The organism is Vibrio sp. qd031, from assembly GCF_002100145.1.
In the GTDB taxonomy this organism is placed as follows: domain Bacteria; phylum Pseudomonadota; class Gammaproteobacteria; order Enterobacterales; family Vibrionaceae; genus Vibrio.
This window is the reverse complement of the sequence record NZ_JXQD01000004.1, coordinates 28,895-47,520: the sequence shown is the minus strand read 5'-3', so window position 1 is coordinate 47,520 and position 18,626 is coordinate 28,895. Positions and strand designations below refer to the sequence as shown.

Sequence of the window (18,626 nt, the reverse complement as noted above, 5' to 3'; positions counted from 1 at the left end):
TAGCAAGCTTTTTCCCTACACCCTAGATTTGTTGTTAAAATAGAAACAGACAGCGAAATAAATCACAGAGTACAGATAAAGTTATGGCACGAAAAAACCAGAAAGCTCCTTGGGAAGAAGAGGAAGAGATCATTTGGGTAAGCAAAACCGAATTGAAGCGCGATATGGAAGAGTTGCAAAAGCTAGGTGAAGAACTGGTCGGTTTAAAGCCGAGCGTACTAGAGAAGTTTCCTATCCCTGAAGATCTTGCTCACGCTATTTCTGATGCTCAACGCTTTAAAAACGAAGCGAGACGTCGCCAATTACAATACATTGGCAAAGTGATGCGCAACATCGATATTGAGCCACTACAAGCAGCGTTAGATAAGTACCGCAACAAGCATTCTCAAGCGTCGGCAGAACTGCACAAGCTAGAACAGCTTCGAGACAGCGTGGTCGAGCAAGGCGATGTTGCGATCAATCAAGTACTAGACTTGTACCCAAGCGCCGATCGTCAACAGCTAAGACAATTGGCACGTCAGGCCAATAAAGAGAAAAAACAGAGTAAGCCACCTCGCGCGTACCGAGAAATATTCCAAATCCTCAAAGCGCTTCATGAAGGCAGCTAAGTCAATCGCTTAAGAAAAAGGCTAAGCAGCAACAGAAATCAAGGGGAGTCAGTCATTGTAGGCTGACTCCCTATTTTATCTAGTCGGTACCACCAACCGTCAAACCGTCTAATTTAAGAGTGGGTTGCCCAACACCAACAGGAACACTTTGACCTGCCTTACCACATACACCGACACCACGATCAAGCTCTAAGTCGTTGCCGACCATAGACACTTGTTGCATAGCTTCAATGCCTGAGCCTATCAAGGTTGCTCCTTTAACAGGAGCAGTAATTTTACCATCTTCGATGAGGTACGCTTCTGATGCGGAAAACACAAACTTTCCTGAAGTAATGTCCACTTGGCCACCAGCAAAATTTGGTGCGTATATACCTTTCTTAACCGACGCAATAATCTCTTCTGGTGAGTGTTCTCCCGCCAGCATATAGGTGTTGGTCATTCGAGGCATTGGCAGGTGCGCGTACGACTCACGACGACCGTTGCCAGTAGGCGCTACACCCATTAAACGAGCATTAAGCTTGTCTTGCATATAGCCTTTAAGCACACCGTTTTCTATTAAAGTGTTGTATTGCCCTTGCACACCTTCATCATCGATATTGAGTGAGCCACGACGGTCCGTCATGGTGCCATCATCAACAATGGTACAGTGTTTTGAGGTCACCTGTTCGCCAACTTTTCCTGAGAATACCGAAGATCCTTTACGGTTAAAGTCACCTTCAAGTCCATGTCCTACCGCTTCGTGCAACAGAACACCTGGCCAACCCGCGCCCAAAACCACAGGCATACTTCCGGCTGGTGCGGCAATAGCTTCTAGATTTACCAATGCCATACGAATGGCTTCATCCGCGAATTGAGTCGCGACCGTGCCGTTGCCTGCACTCTCGATAAAGTACTCGTAACCATAACGGCCACCACCACCAGAATTTCCACGCTCACGGCGTTCACCTTTTTGTGCCAACACGCTGATAGACAAACGAACCAGTGGTCGAATATCTGCAGCATAAGTACCGTCGGTTGCGGCGACCAGTACTTGTTCGTACACGGCACTCAGGCTGATGTTGACTTCTTGTACCAAAGGTTCTTTGGTACGGATGTACGCATCTAGCTCTTTCAGTAAGCTGATTTTACGAACTTTGTCTAGGCTATCAAAAGGATTATCACTGCCATAAGCCGCCCCACTAATGGCTGGTGTTAAGGTCTTAACTCGGCCGTTCTGACCTTGTTTTGCAATGCCTCGCGCCGCAATCGCATTTTGCTTCAACCCATCAACATCAAATTGATCAGAGTAGGCAAATCCGGTTTTCTCACCCGTCACCGCGCGCACACCCACACCACGGTCAATATTGAATGAGCCTTCTTTGACTATGCTGTCTTCTAAGACTAACGATTCGTGCCAGCTACTCTGAAAGTACAAGTCAGCATAATCAATATCGCGCTCAGCAATAATAGATAGCGTATTTTCCAGTGCTTGACGATCCAACCCTGTTGGGGCTAATAGTTCTTTTTCTACTTGATCTAAACTCATAATGAGTAACTACTCTTTCAAATTAGTATGAAAACGGGCGTGGTTGAGAAGTGGCATCGCTTGCCGAACCTCATCCGTTTTTTGATGGTCTATTGATACCACAAAATGACCTGCAGTATCAGTCAATCTTTCGGCAATTGTGCCCCATGGGTCAATGACCATGGAGTGTCCATAGGTATTTCTGCTGTCACTGTGTGTACCACACTGTGCACTTGCTATGATCCAAGACTGGGTTTCTATGGCTCGAGATTGTAGCAAAGTCTGCCAATGAGCCTTGCCAGTGACTTGAGTAAACGCAGCGGCAACAACAATAACGTTTGCGCCATTCTCCCGAAGCGTTTGGTATAGCGCAGGAAAACGAACGTCATAACATATCGTTATCCCTAGTCGCCCAGCGGGAGTATCACAAGTCACGACCTCATGGCCCGCTTGGTAGGTATCCGATTCTCGATACCGCTGATGCGCATCCCCAACATCAACATCGAAAAGGTGCAGTTTATTGTAGTGTGACACCAAATCACCGCTCGGGTTAAACAACAAACTGGTTGTGGACAGTTTACTCGAGCTCTGCTTGATGGGAAAACTACCAATATGAAGCCAAAGTTTATACCGTTTGGCTAATTCGGCGAGTCTATATTGGGTAGGTCCACCGTTTAGCTCTTCTGCTGCTTCTTGATAGGCCGTGGTATTTGCGAAAAGCAGCATATTCTCAGGAGTAAATACCATCGAAACCCCGAGCTCTGAGAGTTCAGCAAGTTGCTGCTCAAGAAACTGCAAGTTAAGGTCTATGTCATCACTGGAGTTAGCTTGAATAACGCCGATACAAGTGTGAGGGAGAACTCCCACAACCTGTGACTCCATTGCATTCGAATCCATGACAGCACTCCTTGCATATTTCTATCACCACTATTTCGACTGTTTACGATACTCTTCTGGAATTTCAAAATCACCTTTTTGTCGAGACTGCTCTTTGATTTGAGGGTCGTTCATCGGACCGTCAATACCGTAGGTCACTTGAGTGATAACCTCGACAACCGGTGCAATAACGGTCGTCACCGCTAACACGTAGAGTGCCGTTTGCGGTGTGATCGCAAACGCAGTTAACGCCGGGATCCCAGAGGTTAAATCCGGTTTAAATGTCGCTTGTGCATCAATAATCTCAGTATTCAGGTTGACCAACCCCCGAATCGACATGTCTCCCGAAATGGCATCCATTTTCAGGTCATTAGTTAAAAAGATACCATTCTCAATTTTTCCCGTCCCTTTAATTGAATCAAAGGCTAAGCCTTCATCAAACACATCGGAAAAGTCCAGTTGCAAGCGACGAACCAGAGAGTCAAAACTAAATAGTCCAAGGAATTTTGCCGCACCGCCTACACCGGAGATCACGCCTCGACCCATTTCAGATTCTACTTTTCCGTTGAGGGTATCGACTTTCATTCCCCAGGGAGACCCATCCCAACTCAGCTCAGATTTCATATTGAATGGTGCGCGCTGTATGCCGTTTCTAAAACCGAAGCGAGCCATAATGTCTGAGTTATTTTCACTATCCAATGACAAGTTAAATGTGGAGTAACTGGTATCGCCATCTAACGTCCATGTGCCGTCAACGTTTAATGTCGAGTCCCCACTCACAACGTCTATGCGCTTCCAATTAAGAGTATCATCACTCTTAACGGCTTCGAGGTTAACTTCTCCCACTTTGTACCCCTGCACCCAAAAGTCATCGATTCGTATAGTGGTGTCTGGCGCTTGAGCAAAAAAGGCACGGTCAAAGTCTGAAATTAACGGCTTGTCCTTATCCAGCTTTGGTACTTCTGGAGTATTATCATCATCAAGATCAAACTCAGGGAAGTAGATATTCAAACGCTCTAAGTATACGTCCAGTTTGTTGCTATCTAGCCACTCGAGCTTGCCTATAGACTGCGCACTTTCAAGCTCGGCAGTCCAACGGTCAGCACGCTTCCGAGCCAAAAACTCGACATCATTCCATTCAAGTTCACCCGCTTGCAAATTAGGTGTGGAAAGCTGCACTCGAAGTGGCATAGGCACTTCTGGTGTTTTCATTTCACTTAAAATAGAAACATCGCCTGTAGCTTGAGGCTGACTCATTACGTCCAACCATGCATCAAGATCAAACGCCGGCATTCGCACTGCGGCATGGTGGCCAACTATTGGGCTCACTTTGAAGCCACCACTTCCCAACACCCAGTTCGTTGCCTCCAATACAGGTATCTCTCCTGTAATATCGATCTCTGTTTGAAACTTAAAATCAGGTAACTGTAGACGAGCTGATATCGATTGCTGATCACCTGACGCTTGCATACTGGCCTTTCCTTTTTCGCCAAAGCTGTGCGCAAAAGGGGCGGGATATTCGCTCGCGAAAAAAGTGAGATCCGCATTAGTGTCTATTTGATAAGTGAAACCAACATCATTAATCTGAAGATCCACGCCCATATTCCATGGAACATGCCCGTTTAAAGGCTTGACCCAGGTTTGACCAATATAATCACCCAAAGGACCCGTATCCCAATCACCAATGACATCGATGTTCACCGCATATCCACGTGGCTGCTGCTCTCCCGCAAAATCGAGTGAAATAGGCTGGCCAAGCAATTCAGCAATCAACCCTGTCGATGACACCACATCGTTATCAAACTTGATGGTGCCAATCGCATTTTTTAGGTGCATTTCTGGGGTGCTAATAACAATGTCATTGCCCAACAGCTTTGCGTAGCCCCAGGCTCGAGACTCTTTACTCGTATCAAAGGGGATATCTAACTGGAACTGAGCATTAACGCGGCTGTCAATATCAATGGTAGTTAACGTTGCCCCGACCGAGTCGACCAGCGGCGTAGCCAGCATATAGTCGCGCACTTTTCGGCCATTTGCCGTCGCGGCAGCCAATATTTCAATATGGCCATCCGAGCTTAACTCAGGGATCTTGCCCTGAATCAGCGTCGCGTCCACATCCATCAAATCGGCTTGTCGAGAGTCGAGGTACATTGCATCATTTTCAAACAGCAAATCCAGTTGTAGCTCTGTGATGGCAGGCCAGTCTGTACTAAAACTAAATTGCGCTTGTTGCAGAGGAACCCATGCTTGAAAGACCCCGTCGTTTTGCGCATATGGGAAATCGCTTAGCTGACCATACCAAAGCAGTTTTGAGGTTTTCACTTTCCCGCCTTGAATTGCAGCAGAAAGGTAATCGGTCAGGCTGCGACCTAACGCAAGCGTGGGCAAATAACGCCATGTTTCTCCAGCGTTTTGCAGGTCAGCTTCACCATAAAATGACAAGAAAGCGGGTTTATCTGTCGGAAAGTCTAAACGAAAGGCACCCAACACCTGCAGCTCAGGCGTCGCCGCCGTCACTTTCTCTGACCATAAACGCCAACCGTGTTGATCTTTCTGCCACACGACATCGGTAAAGCCGTGACGAATGTTTAATGGCGCTTGAAAGACTTCCCCATAAGGTAAAACATCGTCGATAAAAGTCAGTTTAGCTCGAGCGAAATCTGCCGTACCTGTAAGTTCTGCAGATAGCCTAGAAAACCCTGGCAGCAACTCCCACTGGCTCATTGAGGCTTCTTTTAAGGTGGCCGAGTAACGAAGCGAGTCAATCCCATTAGACATTGAAACTCTAATGTCCTCAACCTCGCCTTTAGGGGCGAGTGCATTAAGAGTTACTTGTAACTCTTCACTTTGTGGAAATAATGTAACCAGTGGAGTCAGTGACTCTAGAAATACGGATGAAAGGTTTAAGGTAAAGAGCTCTGGTTGCCACTTAAGTGCCGCATCTAACCCAGACCATTCAACACTATTAGTACGAGCAACAAAGTCTCTGGCGGACACTTTAAGCCCGTGAGTTAAAGGTTCAAGCTTCAGTGTGCCTGTTTCGATGACCAGGCTGTTATCTTGCAGCTGTGTCGACCACCTCAGCTCAGAGGGTTGCATATCGATGTAGGCATCGACGGGTTGGTTATTCTCAAGCCTCAGCCAACCATTTGCCGAAACCACGGCCGCATCAACCTCGATCTTCTCGGCTACATAAGGCGCAATAAAATGGTCCAGCTGTAAAGAGTGTAGCGACAAATAGAAGTCGCCCGTCATATCACGAAGACCTTGCTGACTTTCAAAATCAGCCAATACCTCTACGCTACGTGCGTCAACTTCCGAGGTACTCAAAACGCCTTGAACTTGGTGTCTATCGCCTATATTTCTCCATTTTACCTGTTCAATTTGAACTTGCTGATCGCTGCCATCAATACCTGAGAAATAGACAACAGAATCGGTTAATGAAAACTCGTGCAGTCGATGGAAAAACAGTGACTCCAACCCATCCACATTGCGCTGAGAGTCGGATTCTTGCGGTGTATTTTTTCCAGCTTCCCCTAGGTAACGTATATCGAACTCAACACCCGCAATGGTGAGCTCAGACAGCTGGGGTTGAAAGGTGAGGATCGATTTAACAATATCTAAGCGAATGACAACTTGTCCAATAAAGAAGTCGTCGCGTTGTTGATCTCGCTTGACGGAAATGTCTTCTAATGACAACGATGGAAAGGTGTTTTTCCAATAACCACTCACTCGACCGATATCGACGTCCATCCTAGAATAGTCGGAGATGAGCGCTTCAATTTCTGGCTGAAACTGGTCTATTTTGGGTAATGCGATGCGTAAAGACGTTACCGCCACAGCCAGTATGACGGTAAAAAAGACAACGATCCATAATATAAAACGCCCAAAGCGCACCGCAAAAGGGGTCACTCAACCACTCCTAGAACCAATTACATCATCACAACATCAAACTGCTCTTGCACGTACAGTGGTTCACAGTTGATGGTCACTTGCTTTCCAATAAAGACTTCCAATTCTGCCAATGCATGAGACTCTTCGCCCAGAAGAGTATCGGCGACTCTAGGCGCTGCGTAGACCACAAATTTATCCGCATCATAAGCACGGTTAACTCGGGTGATTTCGCGCAATATTTCGTAGCAAACGGTCTCGACCGTTTTCACCGAGCCACGACCTTCACAAGTTGGACAACCAGAACACAGCACATGTTCAATACTTTCTCGTGTGCGCTTGCGAGTCATCTCAACCAAGCCGAGCTGAGTAAAGCCATTAATATTGGTCTTCACGCGATCACGATCGAGCGCGACTTCTAAAGAGCGTAGTACGCGATCTCGATGCTCATCGTGCAACATGTCGATAAAATCAATGATGATAATGCCACCAAGATTTCGCAAACGTAATTGACGCGCAATGGCTTCGGTTGCTTCTAGGTTAGTATTAAATATAGTTTCTTCTAAGTTTCGACGACCGACAAAGGCCCCTGTATTGATATCGATGGTGGTCATCGCTTCAGTCTGATCAATAATCAGATACCCACCCGATTTCAACTCGACTTTACGCTCAAGGGAACGCTGTATTTCGTTCTCAGTGTCGTACATATCAAATATGGGTTTGTGACCTTCATATAGCTCTAGCTTGTCCGTAAGTTCTGGAACAAACTCCGCCACAAACTCTTGCAATGTGTCATACACAATGCGTGAATCGACGGTGACTTGAGAAATCTCAGTGCCAACAAAATCGCGCAAAATGCGCTGGGCGAGGCCAAGCTCACCATAAAGCATAGATTTGGTTTTGTAGCGGCCACGTCGCTCGATCACTTTCTGCCATAATCGCTTCAAAAACGCGGCGTCTTGAGACAGTTCATGATCGTCTGCACCTTCTGCAGCCGTTCGGATAATGAATCCGCCTAACTCATCGCAAAAAGGACTCACGAGCTGCTTTAAGCGGTTACGTTCGTCTTCACTCTCAATGCGTTGTGAGACGCCCACATGGCTTGCTCCAGGCATAAACACGAGATAGCGCGAAGGCAATGTGATGTCGGTCGTCAATCGAGCACCTTTGGTGCCTAAAGGATCCTTAACGACCTGCACCACGATATCCTGACCTTGGCGAACCAGTTCGGAGATATCTCTCACTTGAAACTGCTGCTTTTCGTTTTCGGCAACACATTCTGTATGGGGAACGATGTCGGAGGCATGCAAAAAAGCCGCTTTATCTAGCCCAATATCGACAAACGCAGCCTGCATGCCCGGTAATACCCGGCTCACTTTACCTTTGTAAATATTGCCAACAATCCCTCGTTTAGCTTCACGTTCAATGTGAACCTCTTGCAGCATGCCACCTTCGATCATCGCAACACGCGTTTCACTTGGGGTAATGTTTAAGAGTAATTCTGCACTCATTGGCGCACCTCGTTAAATGTCTTTAAAATTCTGCAAGAGTTGTTCGGTTTCAAAAAGAGGCAGCCCAACCACCGCGTGGTAGCTTCCCTCAATTTTTTTGACAAACTTACCGCCAATCCCTTGTATAGCATAACTACCAGCTTTGTCTCTGGGCTCACCCGTTTGCCAGTAATGCTCAATATCTTGATCCGTCAGTTCTGTAAACCAGACAGACGTTACGACGAGTTCTGTGTGACTTGTGGCAATAACGCCCTGCTTTACCGCTACGGCACTGATCGCCGTCATGACTTGATGTTTCTGGTTTGACAGTCGCGTTAGCATCGTTCGACTATGAGCCAGATCTTGGGGTTTTTCAAAGACCACTCCGTCTAACACCACCACCGTATCTGATCCTAAGAACACCTGATGTTCGCAAGCTAACGACTTTTCGGCATGTCGTTGTATCGAAATGTCTGCAGCAGCCCGTGCTTTTTGATACGCCAATCTGCGTACGTAACTTTCTGGACTCTCGTTGGGTTGTTGCTGCTCTTCGATGTCGGGCACCAGAATATCAAAGCTATACCCTAATTGAGTGAGCAGCTCTTGACGTCTAGGCGATCCAGAAGCGAGCACCAGTTCCATGGTTGTTACCTTATATCAATGCAGAGTTAGCGTACATGCCACATTCGGCGCACTCGGCGCAGAAGTAAAAATACCCATGGCCACAATATACCATTGACTAGACCTGCCCACAGCGAGATTGGATTGAAATACACATCTTTAATGAGAAACTCACCAAAAAATTCCAGCACAAAGCCTAGAATAGTCAGAATCCCCACTAATACAGCTTGCTGCCACAAGGCCATGTTTCTTAGTACCAGAAAGTTCATTGCGACCACATAAATCACAATAGACATGACCATTCCGTGAATACCCAGGGTTGAGCCCAGCAATAGGTCCCAAAGTAGACCTAGTATAAACGCTGTACCAACATTCACTCGATGCGGTAGCGCCATCACCCAATAAATTGCCACCAATATGATCCAAGAAGGTCGAAGCAAGTCGAGTGTTCCTGGCCAAGGTATGATCTGCAGCGTCAATGCAACTAGGAATGTGCACCAGATAACCCAACGGCCGCGGCTAAGGCTACTCGCCATCGTTCACCTCACTCTCTTGCGTAGTCGGTTGCTGTTCTTCAACGCCACCTTCTTGTCCTTGTGCCGTTTCTTGGGCCAACTCTTGCTGCTCATTGTCCAATTGCAGCTCTGCTTTAATCGCTTCTGTTGGCCAAATGAGGAGTAAGTAGCGCAAACGGTCAAAATCCACCGTTGGCTCAGCAGAGATCAACGCAAACTCTTTATGGGAGTCGTTAATGACTTCTGAAATGTACGCAACTGGATAGCCTTCAGGGTAAACACCACCCAATCCCGAACTGACTAACAAGTCGCCCTGGATAATATCGGTGTTACTTGGAATATGCTGTAATTGAATACTCTTTGCTTCCCCAGACCCAGAGGCAATAACTCGAATATCATTGCGGATAACTTGAACTGGTATCGCCGCATTTGGGTCGGTAATCAGTAGCACTCGGCTATTATGAGCAGACACAGTCACTACTTGCCCAACGATGCCTTTCTCGTTAATCACCGGCTGCCCAACGTATACGCCGTCAACGCGTCCTTTATCAATCACAACTTGGTCTTGATAGGTGGATGAATCAACCGCCATCACTTCGGTCACAACTTTGCGTTCATCACGAACAAACGGAGAGCCAAGCAGCTTACGTAGCCGCTCATTTTCCTCTTTGTACTGATCCAGCAGCGCATTATCACTCTCTAGTAGGAGTAACTTACTGCGAAGTGCTTTGTTTGTATTGAGAAGGGATTGCTTGGCACTGAAACGCTCATACACCCCATCAAACATGGTTCTTGGCATATTAGCCAAGTATTGAATAGGGGCCACACTGCTGTTGAGCAAATAACGTACAGAAGCAAAAGCGTCTAAACGACTATCAGCCAACATTAAGCTGGCTGATAGGAGTAACGCTGTAAAGAGGCGAAATTGTAGAGAAGGGCCTCTACCAAATATCGGATTCATGGTGGGGTTCTATCGCTAAGACTTAGTCTTCGCTAAATAGATCGCCACCGTGCATGTCGATCATTTCAAGCGCTTTACCGCCGCCTCTTGCTACACAGGTAAGCGGTTCTTCCGCCACAACAACAGGAATGCCAGTCTCTTCAGTAAGCAAACGGTCAAGATCACGAAGCAGTGCACCACCGCCTGTTAGTACCATACCATTTTCTGAAATGTCAGACGCAAGCTCTGGAGGACATTGCTCAAGAGCAACCATCACCGCAGAAACAATACCAGTAAGCGGCTCTTGCAGTGCTTCTAGAATTTCGTTGGAGTTTAGGCTGAAACTACGAGGTACACCTTCTGCAAGGTTGCGACCACGTACTTCAATTTCTTGCACTTCGTCGCCAGGGTAAGCAGAACCGATCACGTGTTTGATCTTTTCTGCAGTGGCTTCACCAATTAAGCTGCCGTAATTACGACGAACATAGTTGATGATGGCTTCATCAAAGCGGTCACCACCAATACGAACTGACGAAGAATAAACCACACCATTAAGTGAGATAACAGCAACTTCTGTTGTACCGCCACCAATATCGACAACCATTGAACCGGTAGGCTCAGACACTCGCAGACCAGCACCAATCGCCGCAGCCATTGGCTCATCAATGAGATACACTTCTCGCGCACCTGCACCGTGTGCAGATTCACGAATTGCACGACGCTCAACCTGAGTAGAGCCACAAGGGACACACACCAAAACGCGCGGGCTTGGTTTTAAAATGCTGTTATCGTGCACTTGCTTGATAAAGTGTTGCAACATTTTTTCTGTCACGTAGAAATCGGCAATAACGCCATCTTTCATCGGACGAATTGCGGAAATATTACCAGGCGTACGACCTAGCATTTGCTTAGCATCATGACCAACGGCAGCAACACTTTTGGCTGATCCAACTCGATCTTGACGAATAGCGACAACTGACGGCTCATCCAGGACAATACCCTGGCCCTTAACATAAATAAGGGTGTTGGCGGTCCCTAAATCGATCGACAGATCGTTAGAGAACATACCACGGATCTTTTTAAACATAATTCTTAGCTCTTTTGGCTAGTATGGCGACAAAAAATTGCACTAAATGTACCAATGCCACGCTTATTGGGCAAGGCATTGACACACAAACTTGGGGTAAATCTCGCTTTTTATCCTAAGACAGGCGCTAAACGGCAAAAAACAAAATTTAATTAGGGTTAATTTCCGGTTAATCCGGGCTCTCCACGATAGATGACTCGATCATTCCCTCGATATGTGCCAAAAGTCACCACCGTCGAAGGATCTTCATCACCAAGGTTTCGCCAGTTATAGCGAAGCCATGGGCGATAGGTGTAATTGGCTACAGGACAAAGAATATCCGCATCACTGCTGTTGAGTTTTAACGGCAGTTGAGGGCCTAGGCGCAGCCACAGACGCTGCTGCTCACGGATGCTATCGTCGCTGTGTCCGGCGTACAGCCATGAAGAGTATGGGTTACTCTGTTCACTGGCGAGGCCCTCGATGACTCCACCATCACCGGTTAAACTTGCCCCACTGGCTGCGCCCTCTAACCAGATCTGTTGGGTGCAGTAATAAGCACCATTATAGGTCGAGCCTAATGTCACAGCAGAACCATCATCTTGGTTAGTGGCAAAGCCATCTTCCCCCCAAACTTCGACGATTAACGGTACTACCGTAGTTTGGCCGCTATTAGCCCCTACATCCGCTAGCACCATCCGCCCATAGCGAAAATCGTAAGGCGATTGTAGCAGTACAAATTGGTCATCGAGACCATTGAGCTGATCGCTGTTTTGCCAAGTCGCGCCGTCGACAACCTCACTCACTTGTAAACCAAAGTCACTGTTGCTGGCTGTAAATGGGCCATCTGGGTTAGTGCTCTGTCCATTGACTGGCGAGCGTTTAAAAATGAAATCGTCAAAGTTGACCGCCAGCAGTGAGGTCTGATCATCAATACCTTGCCCCCAATCGAGCTGGGTATAATCCAGCTCTATGGCGTTGTTGCCATCATAGAGGCGATCGGTGAGGTCTTGGTTGCTGTCGGTCTGTGCCACATAACGGATCTGCGAGACAAAATCGGCGCCAAAAAGGTGGTAATTTTTGACTTTTTGGCCGTCACGGGCATGCGCGTAGACGCTGAACTGATGCTGCAATGGCTGCTCGAGATAGGCGAACTGTGAATGTTCAGCAGGCTTGCTTATCTGATCGTCGGCGGTGAGATAAGCGGGATAAAAACGGCCTATCGAGCGCACGCCTGGCTGAATAGAGTTCAAATAATTTCCTGACGCTTCAACTTGTAAGCTTCCCACATCTTGCCAATACAGATCATCCATCTGTAGCTTACTACGTTCCTGATTGCTTAGCGTAAGTGTACCTTGCAACCCTGCGCCAAGCTCACCATTCTCCGGGGTATCCACCTCTATACTCTGCACTGTCACCGTGCCAAAAGGTGCATCTGTGCCAAAAAAGTTTTGGGTTTGCGGCCGACCACAGTAATCTTTGACCTCGATTTTAGCTGGATCCGCCGCTCCGTCAATATAGCGCAGCGGTTGCAGCAGTAACTCAAAGGTGTCACCCGCGGCCACTAACGCATCACTTGCATTGCTGCCACTAGTGGCGGTTCCGATTAAGGATTTCTGGTCATGACAGATCGCAAACGTCCAAGGGCGAGCATCGAGTTGCTGCAGTCCCACGATCTCCTCACACTGCTCAACATCATTTTCGTCGATGATGCAGACTTGGTCGGTTAAGGTGTAAGAGACGCTGCCGGCTTCAGGGTATAAAACTTCGGTGGTCACATTCCCATTTTGAGAAAAATTAAGCGTCACTTGCGACTGCTGCATTACATTCTGCTTATCGGCCACTGCGATGGTGGCTTCCACCGCCACATCGTTTTTAGGTGCCAAGTATTCGGTGCCAGAGATGGTTAGGGTTTTGTCGCCACTGTACACATCGGCAGGGATATTGACTGGATCACCATTTTCGTCACACTGTTGGGCGGTTATGGTAATGTCCTTCCGCTTATTCGCGACGATGGCCTGCACTTCGTCACTGATGGCAAACTTATTCGGAACAAACTGATAGCGACCGTTTTGAGTGGTGCTACTTTCACTGCCTTCGATAAAGGCCACTACGGATACCGTCCCTACGGTGCGATCGCTCAATTCAATCTGCAGTAATCCCTGACCATTGGTGGTATAGAGTGTACCTGTATCCAATGCCCCTTGAGTGACGCTGGTTGTATAGCTGTTGCTGCCACTAAAAGTGACATCAAGTCGCCCCGAAAATGACGTATTGGGATCACCATTGGAGTCTAAGACTTGAAAATCTAACGCCAGTGCAGCATCACAGGTAAGATTAATGCCCTTTGTTGGAGTCAATTCAAGCTCTTCAACAGTAGGTGGTGGTGAGGTTGAACATGAGTTACTAATATCTTGAATTTTACCGCTACCTTCTAAACGAATTCGGTTTGCGGTTACGGCGCCTTGCAGTACAGCTGCGCCACTAATGACAACCTCGCTGCGGCTAAATACATTGGCCTTAATCGGTACATCGGCGTTTGTTGCAATACCCACATATGCCGGTGTATCAACGGTGTCTTCAGCCCAAATAGAGATTAAGCCACCACCACTAACAACCAAATTGGAGCCACCTCCAAAGGACAGTTGATTGACAATCAATTCTGTACCACTGGGTATGGTCAGTGTTGCTCCTCCACTTAATGTGATTGCTCCGACTTCATACCGGCCACCAACAAACTCAAAACTCCCCCCATTGGCTAAGGTAATTGCCGAGTAACTACCCGGTTGAACTGGAGTGCTTGGGTTGCTTACCGATGGAGTATCAGGGATGACTAGAGGGTAACGTTGAGGCTCTGCTACCACAAGCACAGGATTAGCTACACACAGTTCACCGTCACAAGCCCTTTGTGTATTCCAACTGCGGATAACGTTTTTAACACCCAACTCACCAAGACTGTCTTTGGTTCCAATAATTAAGCTGCCTCCACCTAGACTGAAATCGACAGTAGAATCGGTTGCTCCTAGCCAAGATTGTGCGGCATAAGGGAATACGTCACACACATCCGGGATCTCCGGTTCTGGTGGCGTTACAGGCTGATTACGACATTGAGCACTGACAATACCACCACCTGTACCCACAATATTGCCAGACTGGACTCTGGCTTCTTGCTCGGACACAAACTGAAAATCATTGTCAGTTACCTTGGTTTTATAGTAGTAGAGTTGGCCTGGACGATTGCCCTGCGCTGCCGCATATTCAAACTTCAAATAGTAGGCGGTGTTTGGTTCAAGCTCGGTATCGAGAAATAGAAAGTCTTCCGGATAACCGTCCGGATAAGGAGTCGAAGGTTGCTGGTTATACCACAGTGTTTCATATCGGCTATTACCTCCACCATTGGTAAAATAGAAGTCCTGGTATTGTCGTGACCCAAGCACTTCCAAGATAACAATAAAGTCCTCTTGTCCTTTGATAGAGTCACAAGTAACCTCGGTCTCTTCCGGCGGAGGAGCGAAGGCGGACACAGTGACCGAAAAAGATAGTGCCATCCATAGGAAAATTAGGCGTTTAATCACTCGGTTCTCCTTTTACCCAAACCTCTTGTACCCGTTCGACCTGATGCTTACCCGAGCTGCAGATCGCGTTGCTGGTGACTTTGATGTATCTCAATTGCTCTGGGTAGTCTCCTCCACTTCCAGCAAAATATTCACAGTCGGTGTCAACAGTAGAGCAGGCAAGATTACTATTGCCAATCAACTCAGATCCAATATCTTGATCGGCAATAGAGGTGCAAATATCGGTCAATGAGTCCGTCGGCGGCTGCAACGGAAAGAGCTGCGCTATCGCCCACTCATTACTGGAATGGGCTAAAAACCATGCTTGGTTGCCCAATTGCTCGCGAGTTAGGGTGTCTTGATTGGACCAGTTGATTCGAGTCAGATTCACTGCCAGCAATGCAAGCACCAAAATCACAAATAGCGCTACAATCAGTACGCTACCTCGTTGTCGGTTTGGGGTATTTGGTTCATTGAACATTCATCACCTGCACATCATGAGTGTAAACGCTGATCTCATCTTGCAATGCAAAGGTGAGATCTATCTGCACCAAGCCTCCACGCTGCAATGGGCTGTCGCTGAAGAAAAAACCCCGACTAGCAGGCGACAGGTACTGCGCCACTACCGCTGTATCTAACTGGGTGTCATCTATAATCGAATAGACCGTTCGAATCAAAAAACCGTTGTCAATACAATACTCAACTCGGTTGTCAGCACTGTAAATATAGTGACGGTTCGCGATCGAGCGACTGCCTAAAGCGTACAGATCCACAGCAAAATAACCTTCATCATCCAACAGCACATTTTGCATATTTAGTCGCTGCGACAGCGAAGTGGTGGCGCTATTGGCAGCATCACCCGTCTCTAGATCGCTGATCCTGCTTGGATTTATCACCATAAAATGTCGTTCATTAGCAAAGTCAGCCAATTCAAAACCCGAGTTACCAACAATAAATTGCAGTTCGGTTTTGCTAAGATCGTCAGGATCGACCTGCTCATGATAAAAACCTGATGCTTTGATCGGATAGAACCGTACGCACTGATTGGCTCTACGGGTAGCGATGCTGTTGGGCACCGCATGACTGATTTCCCGAGTCATTTTTTCTATGGCAAAGCGGGCTTGGTTTTGCAGCCGTTGCCGTTCGGCGGTATCGACATAGCCGCGTGCGCCCAGTTCAACAAAGCCCGCAATCGCTAGAAACAGCACCGCCATCACCACCATGCTGACCACCATTTCAATCAAAGTAAACCCGTTGCGCTTCATCAGTAGTTGCCTCGATAGCCCACTAGCGTCACCGAGCCATAAGTAAGATTACTGACCTCAACATTAATCTTCTTCATTTCAGTACCACTAATGGTTTCGTAAACCACATACACATTGACGGCAAAATTAGGGTAAGCATCGCTAATATCATTGCCCAACACATCACTCAGCGGCTGAGGGGTACTGTCATCGACACAAAGGTTGCTGCTGGCATCATTGGTGATCCAGCAACCTAAATAGTCATCCACATCATTGTACAGTTTGGGATCCATCACCTCGGCACCATCTGGACCAAAACTGGCTTGCGCAGTGCAAGCGGCTTGTCCAGCTTCATTGCAGCGAAGCAGCCCACCATCGGGGTCGCTATTCTCATCATAACCATGGGCTAAGATTTTGGTTAAGAAACTCTGCGCCAAGGCGGAGGCGCGGACTTGATAATGGGGTTGACCCGACTTTTGGATATTGGGAAATAGAAAGCTAGTTAGCGTGACCATAGCAATGGCAAATATCACCATTGCGACTACGCTTTCAATCAAAGTAAAACCTTGCTGGCGCTTAACAGTCATACACGTACCCCTGACTATTAATGCACACTGGGTATTTATCACCAAATTGATTGGTAATATCTATAGTAATTGGGGCAGTGCAGCTGCCAGTGCAAATCGGATTCCCTAGCAAGTCAAAGTTGACCTGGATAGAAGGAGAAAAAGAGAGTTCAGTATTGTCTAATAACACTTTATCGCTAAATTGCTCACCACTTGCGGTGCATGCAGCGACTGAACCTAGGCATTGGTTGGTGACCGATAATTGATAGTGCTTACAGACGGTGCACGAAGGATCATTAATATCTTCGATGTTAGATTGCATTCGGCCGAGTTGAATTTGTCGAATGACATTTATACTTTGATCTTGTGCGGCAAAGCCAGAAAATGCACCTACACCAATGAACTTACTTGCTGCGTAGACCGCTAAAATAGCAAGGAGTAGTACGACGACAATTACTTCGACTAAAGTGAAGCCATTTGGCCGTATGTCATGTGACTTGAATTGTGGGTTCACTAAGTCGCTCTCATAACAGTAAGTGATTATAATTATACAAGAAATTAAGCTACTGCGTAAAATCCATGCAAAAAAAACCAGCACTATATGCTGGTCACTAAATGATTTGTTTCACCTAACACTTAGTTGTTATCACGCTAACACTGTAGATATTGCTGCTTGTAGCTTCATCATAACGCACATGACAGCCTTCAGTATTTGTGTAACCAGTACTGTCCTGGCCATCGAAAGAATAGCTAATTCCAGTATCACCAGTAATTGCTATAGGTTGCCAGTCATCGCCAAGCCCTTCTACTGCAGCGCCTATTCCTGCTAAGGTTGCTGTTGGGTAACCGAAAGCTACAGTAATATCTCCTACACTGCTATCAGTGATAGTCGCTGAAGAGAGTGCTTCATCCCCCTGAATTGCGGATTTTGCGTAAACGATTGAACTAGCACCGGCCATTGCCCCTTTTAAACCTTGCAATGCTGACTCGCGAGCATCTGATTGTAAATTAAGAAATCGTGGTGCAGCTGTCACGGCCAAAATACCTAAAATCACAATGACAACTACTAATTCTATAAGAGTAAAACCTTTCTGTTTCATAGTGATATCCACTTTACCTGGTAGTAAAAGCCAAAGTTATTCGTCAATCAGACTATCATATGGTAAAAATCATAGAATTACAGTGATTGGAAACTAAAAAGCCCGCGTAATGCGAGCTCATTTTTAGTCGTCAAGATCTTAAATCTACAATCAACAGTCAGTCGCTGTTGCAGCAGAGATAACGGGTGCTGCACCTGACACACTTTGAAAGTAGGTTACAACACATGTTGAACTACTATTATCTGCAAACGTATACGTAATTGAAGTATTCGCTACTTCAGCCTCCTTGCTCCAGTTACCACTAGCAGCATCTAAACCTTCGACAGCTTTACCAATGCCTTCCTCATTTGCTGCTGGATAGCCATAAACAATCGCAATATCTGGTTGACCATTAGCACCGCTTAGTATTGTGCTTGGGTTCGTTTCAATACCTTCTATCGCTGCCTTACCGTATACAATAGATCCTGCACCTGCCATAGCACCTTTAAGCCCCTGCAACGACGACGCGCGTGCGTCAGATTGAAGGTTCAAAAAACGAGGTGCAGCAGTAACCGCCAAAATACCCAAAATAACAATAACAACCACTAATTCAATAAGTGTAAAGCCTTTTTGATTTTTCATAATTCCATTCTCTTAGTTCAAATTAATAAT

16 protein-coding genes are annotated in these 18,626 nt (G+C 46.8%); 1 reads left to right on the top strand and 15 read right to left on the bottom strand.

Annotated elements, in window-relative coordinates:
* Positions 1–83: 83 nt before the first annotated feature.
* On the top strand, positions 84–608 hold the full coding sequence (gene yjgA, locus ST37_RS03195) for a ribosome biogenesis factor YjgA (protein WP_084883759.1): 525 nt from the start codon (positions 84–86) through the stop codon (positions 606–608).
* Positions 609–687: 79 nt separating this feature from the next.
* On the opposite strand, the gene tldD is transcribed toward yjgA, so the two are convergent.
* From tldD to ST37_RS03120, 15 genes are all read right to left on the bottom strand, one after another.
* Complete coding sequence (tldD, locus tag ST37_RS03190) at positions 688–2,133, bottom strand: metalloprotease TldD (protein ID WP_084883757.1); 1,446 nt, start codon at positions 2,131–2,133, stop codon at positions 688–690.
* A 9-nt stretch (positions 2,134–2,142) separates the two neighbouring features.
* The gene (locus ST37_RS03185) at positions 2,143–3,009 is read right to left on the bottom strand and encodes a carbon-nitrogen hydrolase family protein (protein WP_242426207.1); all 867 of its coding nucleotides are present in this window, start codon (positions 3,007–3,009) and stop codon (positions 2,143–2,145) included.
* Between the two features lie 30 nt (positions 3,010–3,039).
* The gene (locus ST37_RS03180) at positions 3,040–6,900 is read right to left on the bottom strand and encodes a YhdP family protein (protein ID WP_084883756.1); all 3,861 of its coding nucleotides are present in this window, start codon (positions 6,898–6,900) and stop codon (positions 3,040–3,042) included.
* 20 nt (positions 6,901–6,920) lie between these two features.
* Positions 6,921–8,390 (bottom strand): ribonuclease G, encoded by a 1,470-nt coding sequence (gene rng / locus ST37_RS03175; RefSeq protein ID WP_084883754.1) that lies wholly within the window; start codon positions 8,388–8,390, stop codon positions 6,921–6,923.
* Between the two features lie 12 nt (positions 8,391–8,402).
* Positions 8,403–9,011: a Maf family protein gene (locus ST37_RS03170; protein ID WP_084883753.1), complete on the bottom strand. Its 609-nt coding sequence runs from the start codon at positions 9,009–9,011 to the stop codon at positions 8,403–8,405.
* Between the two features lie 26 nt (positions 9,012–9,037).
* Complete coding sequence (gene mreD / locus ST37_RS03165) at positions 9,038–9,526, bottom strand: rod shape-determining protein MreD (RefSeq protein ID WP_084883752.1); 489 nt, start codon at positions 9,524–9,526, stop codon at positions 9,038–9,040.
* The gene (gene mreC / locus ST37_RS03160) at positions 9,516–10,466 is read right to left on the bottom strand and encodes a rod shape-determining protein MreC (RefSeq protein ID WP_084883750.1); all 951 of its coding nucleotides are present in this window, start codon (positions 10,464–10,466) and stop codon (positions 9,516–9,518) included. The genes mreD and mreC overlap by 11 nt, the downstream gene beginning before the upstream one ends.
* A 22-nt stretch (positions 10,467–10,488) precedes the next feature.
* A complete protein-coding gene (locus ST37_RS03155) occupies positions 10,489–11,532 on the bottom strand; it encodes a rod shape-determining protein (RefSeq protein WP_084883749.1) in 1,044 nt (347 codons plus the stop codon).
* 158 nt (positions 11,533–11,690) lie between these two features.
* Positions 11,691–15,086, bottom strand: a complete 3,396-nt coding sequence (locus ST37_RS03150) for a DUF6701 domain-containing protein (protein WP_084883747.1) — start codon at positions 15,084–15,086, stop codon at positions 11,691–11,693.
* Entirely contained in the window at positions 15,079–15,546 is a 468-nt protein-coding gene (locus ST37_RS03145; protein WP_084883746.1) for a hypothetical protein, read from the bottom strand. The genes ST37_RS03150 and ST37_RS03145 overlap by 8 nt, the downstream gene beginning before the upstream one ends.
* Positions 15,536–16,330: a prepilin-type N-terminal cleavage/methylation domain-containing protein gene (locus tag ST37_RS03140; RefSeq protein WP_084883744.1), complete on the bottom strand. Its 795-nt coding sequence runs from the start codon at positions 16,328–16,330 to the stop codon at positions 15,536–15,538. The genes ST37_RS03145 and ST37_RS03140 overlap by 11 nt, the downstream gene beginning before the upstream one ends.
* Entirely contained in the window at positions 16,330–16,896 is a 567-nt protein-coding gene (locus ST37_RS03135; protein ID WP_084883742.1) for a prepilin-type N-terminal cleavage/methylation domain-containing protein, read from the bottom strand. The genes ST37_RS03140 and ST37_RS03135 overlap by 1 nt, the downstream gene beginning before the upstream one ends.
* On the bottom strand, positions 16,886–17,389 hold the full coding sequence (locus ST37_RS03130) for a prepilin-type N-terminal cleavage/methylation domain-containing protein (protein WP_242426205.1): 504 nt from the start codon (positions 17,387–17,389) through the stop codon (positions 16,886–16,888). Before ST37_RS03130 ends, ST37_RS03135 begins: the two co-directional genes overlap by 11 nt.
* Positions 17,390–17,504: 115 nt before the next feature.
* Positions 17,505–17,975 (bottom strand): type II secretion system protein, encoded by a 471-nt coding sequence (locus tag ST37_RS03125; protein WP_084883741.1) that lies wholly within the window; start codon positions 17,973–17,975, stop codon positions 17,505–17,507.
* A 150-nt stretch (positions 17,976–18,125) separates the two neighbouring features.
* Positions 18,126–18,596, bottom strand: a complete 471-nt coding sequence (locus ST37_RS03120; protein WP_084883739.1) for a type II secretion system protein — start codon at positions 18,594–18,596, stop codon at positions 18,126–18,128.
* Positions 18,597–18,626 lie beyond the last annotated feature (30 nt).

Coding starts and splice junctions, on each gene's coding strand:
- mreC (WP_084883750.1), bottom strand. CDS start 10,466: ATGAATCCGATATTTGGTAGAGGCCCTTCTCTACAATTTCGCCTCTTT.
- tldD (WP_084883757.1), bottom strand. CDS start 2,133: ATGAGTTTAGATCAAGTAGAAAAAGAACTATTAGCCCCAACAGGGTTG.
- ST37_RS03170 (WP_084883753.1), bottom strand. CDS start 9,011: ATGGAACTGGTGCTCGCTTCTGGATCGCCTAGACGTCAAGAGCTGCTC.
- ST37_RS03135 (WP_084883742.1), bottom strand. CDS start 16,896: ATGACTGTTAAGCGCCAGCAAGGTTTTACTTTGATTGAAAGCGTAGTC.
- yjgA (WP_084883759.1), top strand. CDS start 84: ATGGCACGAAAAAACCAGAAAGCTCCTTGGGAAGAAGAGGAAGAGATC.
- mreD (WP_084883752.1), bottom strand. CDS start 9,526: ATGGCGAGTAGCCTTAGCCGCGGCCGTTGGGTTATCTGGTGCACATTC.
- rng (WP_084883754.1), bottom strand. CDS start 8,390: ATGAGTGCAGAATTACTCTTAAACATTACCCCAAGTGAAACGCGTGTT.
- ST37_RS03185 (WP_242426207.1), bottom strand. CDS start 3,009: ATGGATTCGAATGCAATGGAGTCACAGGTTGTGGGAGTTCTCCCTCAC.
- ST37_RS03145 (WP_084883746.1), bottom strand. CDS start 15,546: ATGTTCAATGAACCAAATACCCCAAACCGACAACGAGGTAGCGTACTG.
- ST37_RS03155 (WP_084883749.1), bottom strand. CDS start 11,532: ATGTTTAAAAAGATCCGTGGTATGTTCTCTAACGATCTGTCGATCGAT.
- ST37_RS03140 (WP_084883744.1), bottom strand. CDS start 16,330: ATGAAGCGCAACGGGTTTACTTTGATTGAAATGGTGGTCAGCATGGTG.
- ST37_RS03125 (WP_084883741.1), bottom strand. CDS start 17,975: ATGAAACAGAAAGGTTTTACTCTTATAGAATTAGTAGTTGTCATTGTG.
- ST37_RS03120 (WP_084883739.1), bottom strand. CDS start 18,596: ATGAAAAATCAAAAAGGCTTTACACTTATTGAATTAGTGGTTGTTATT.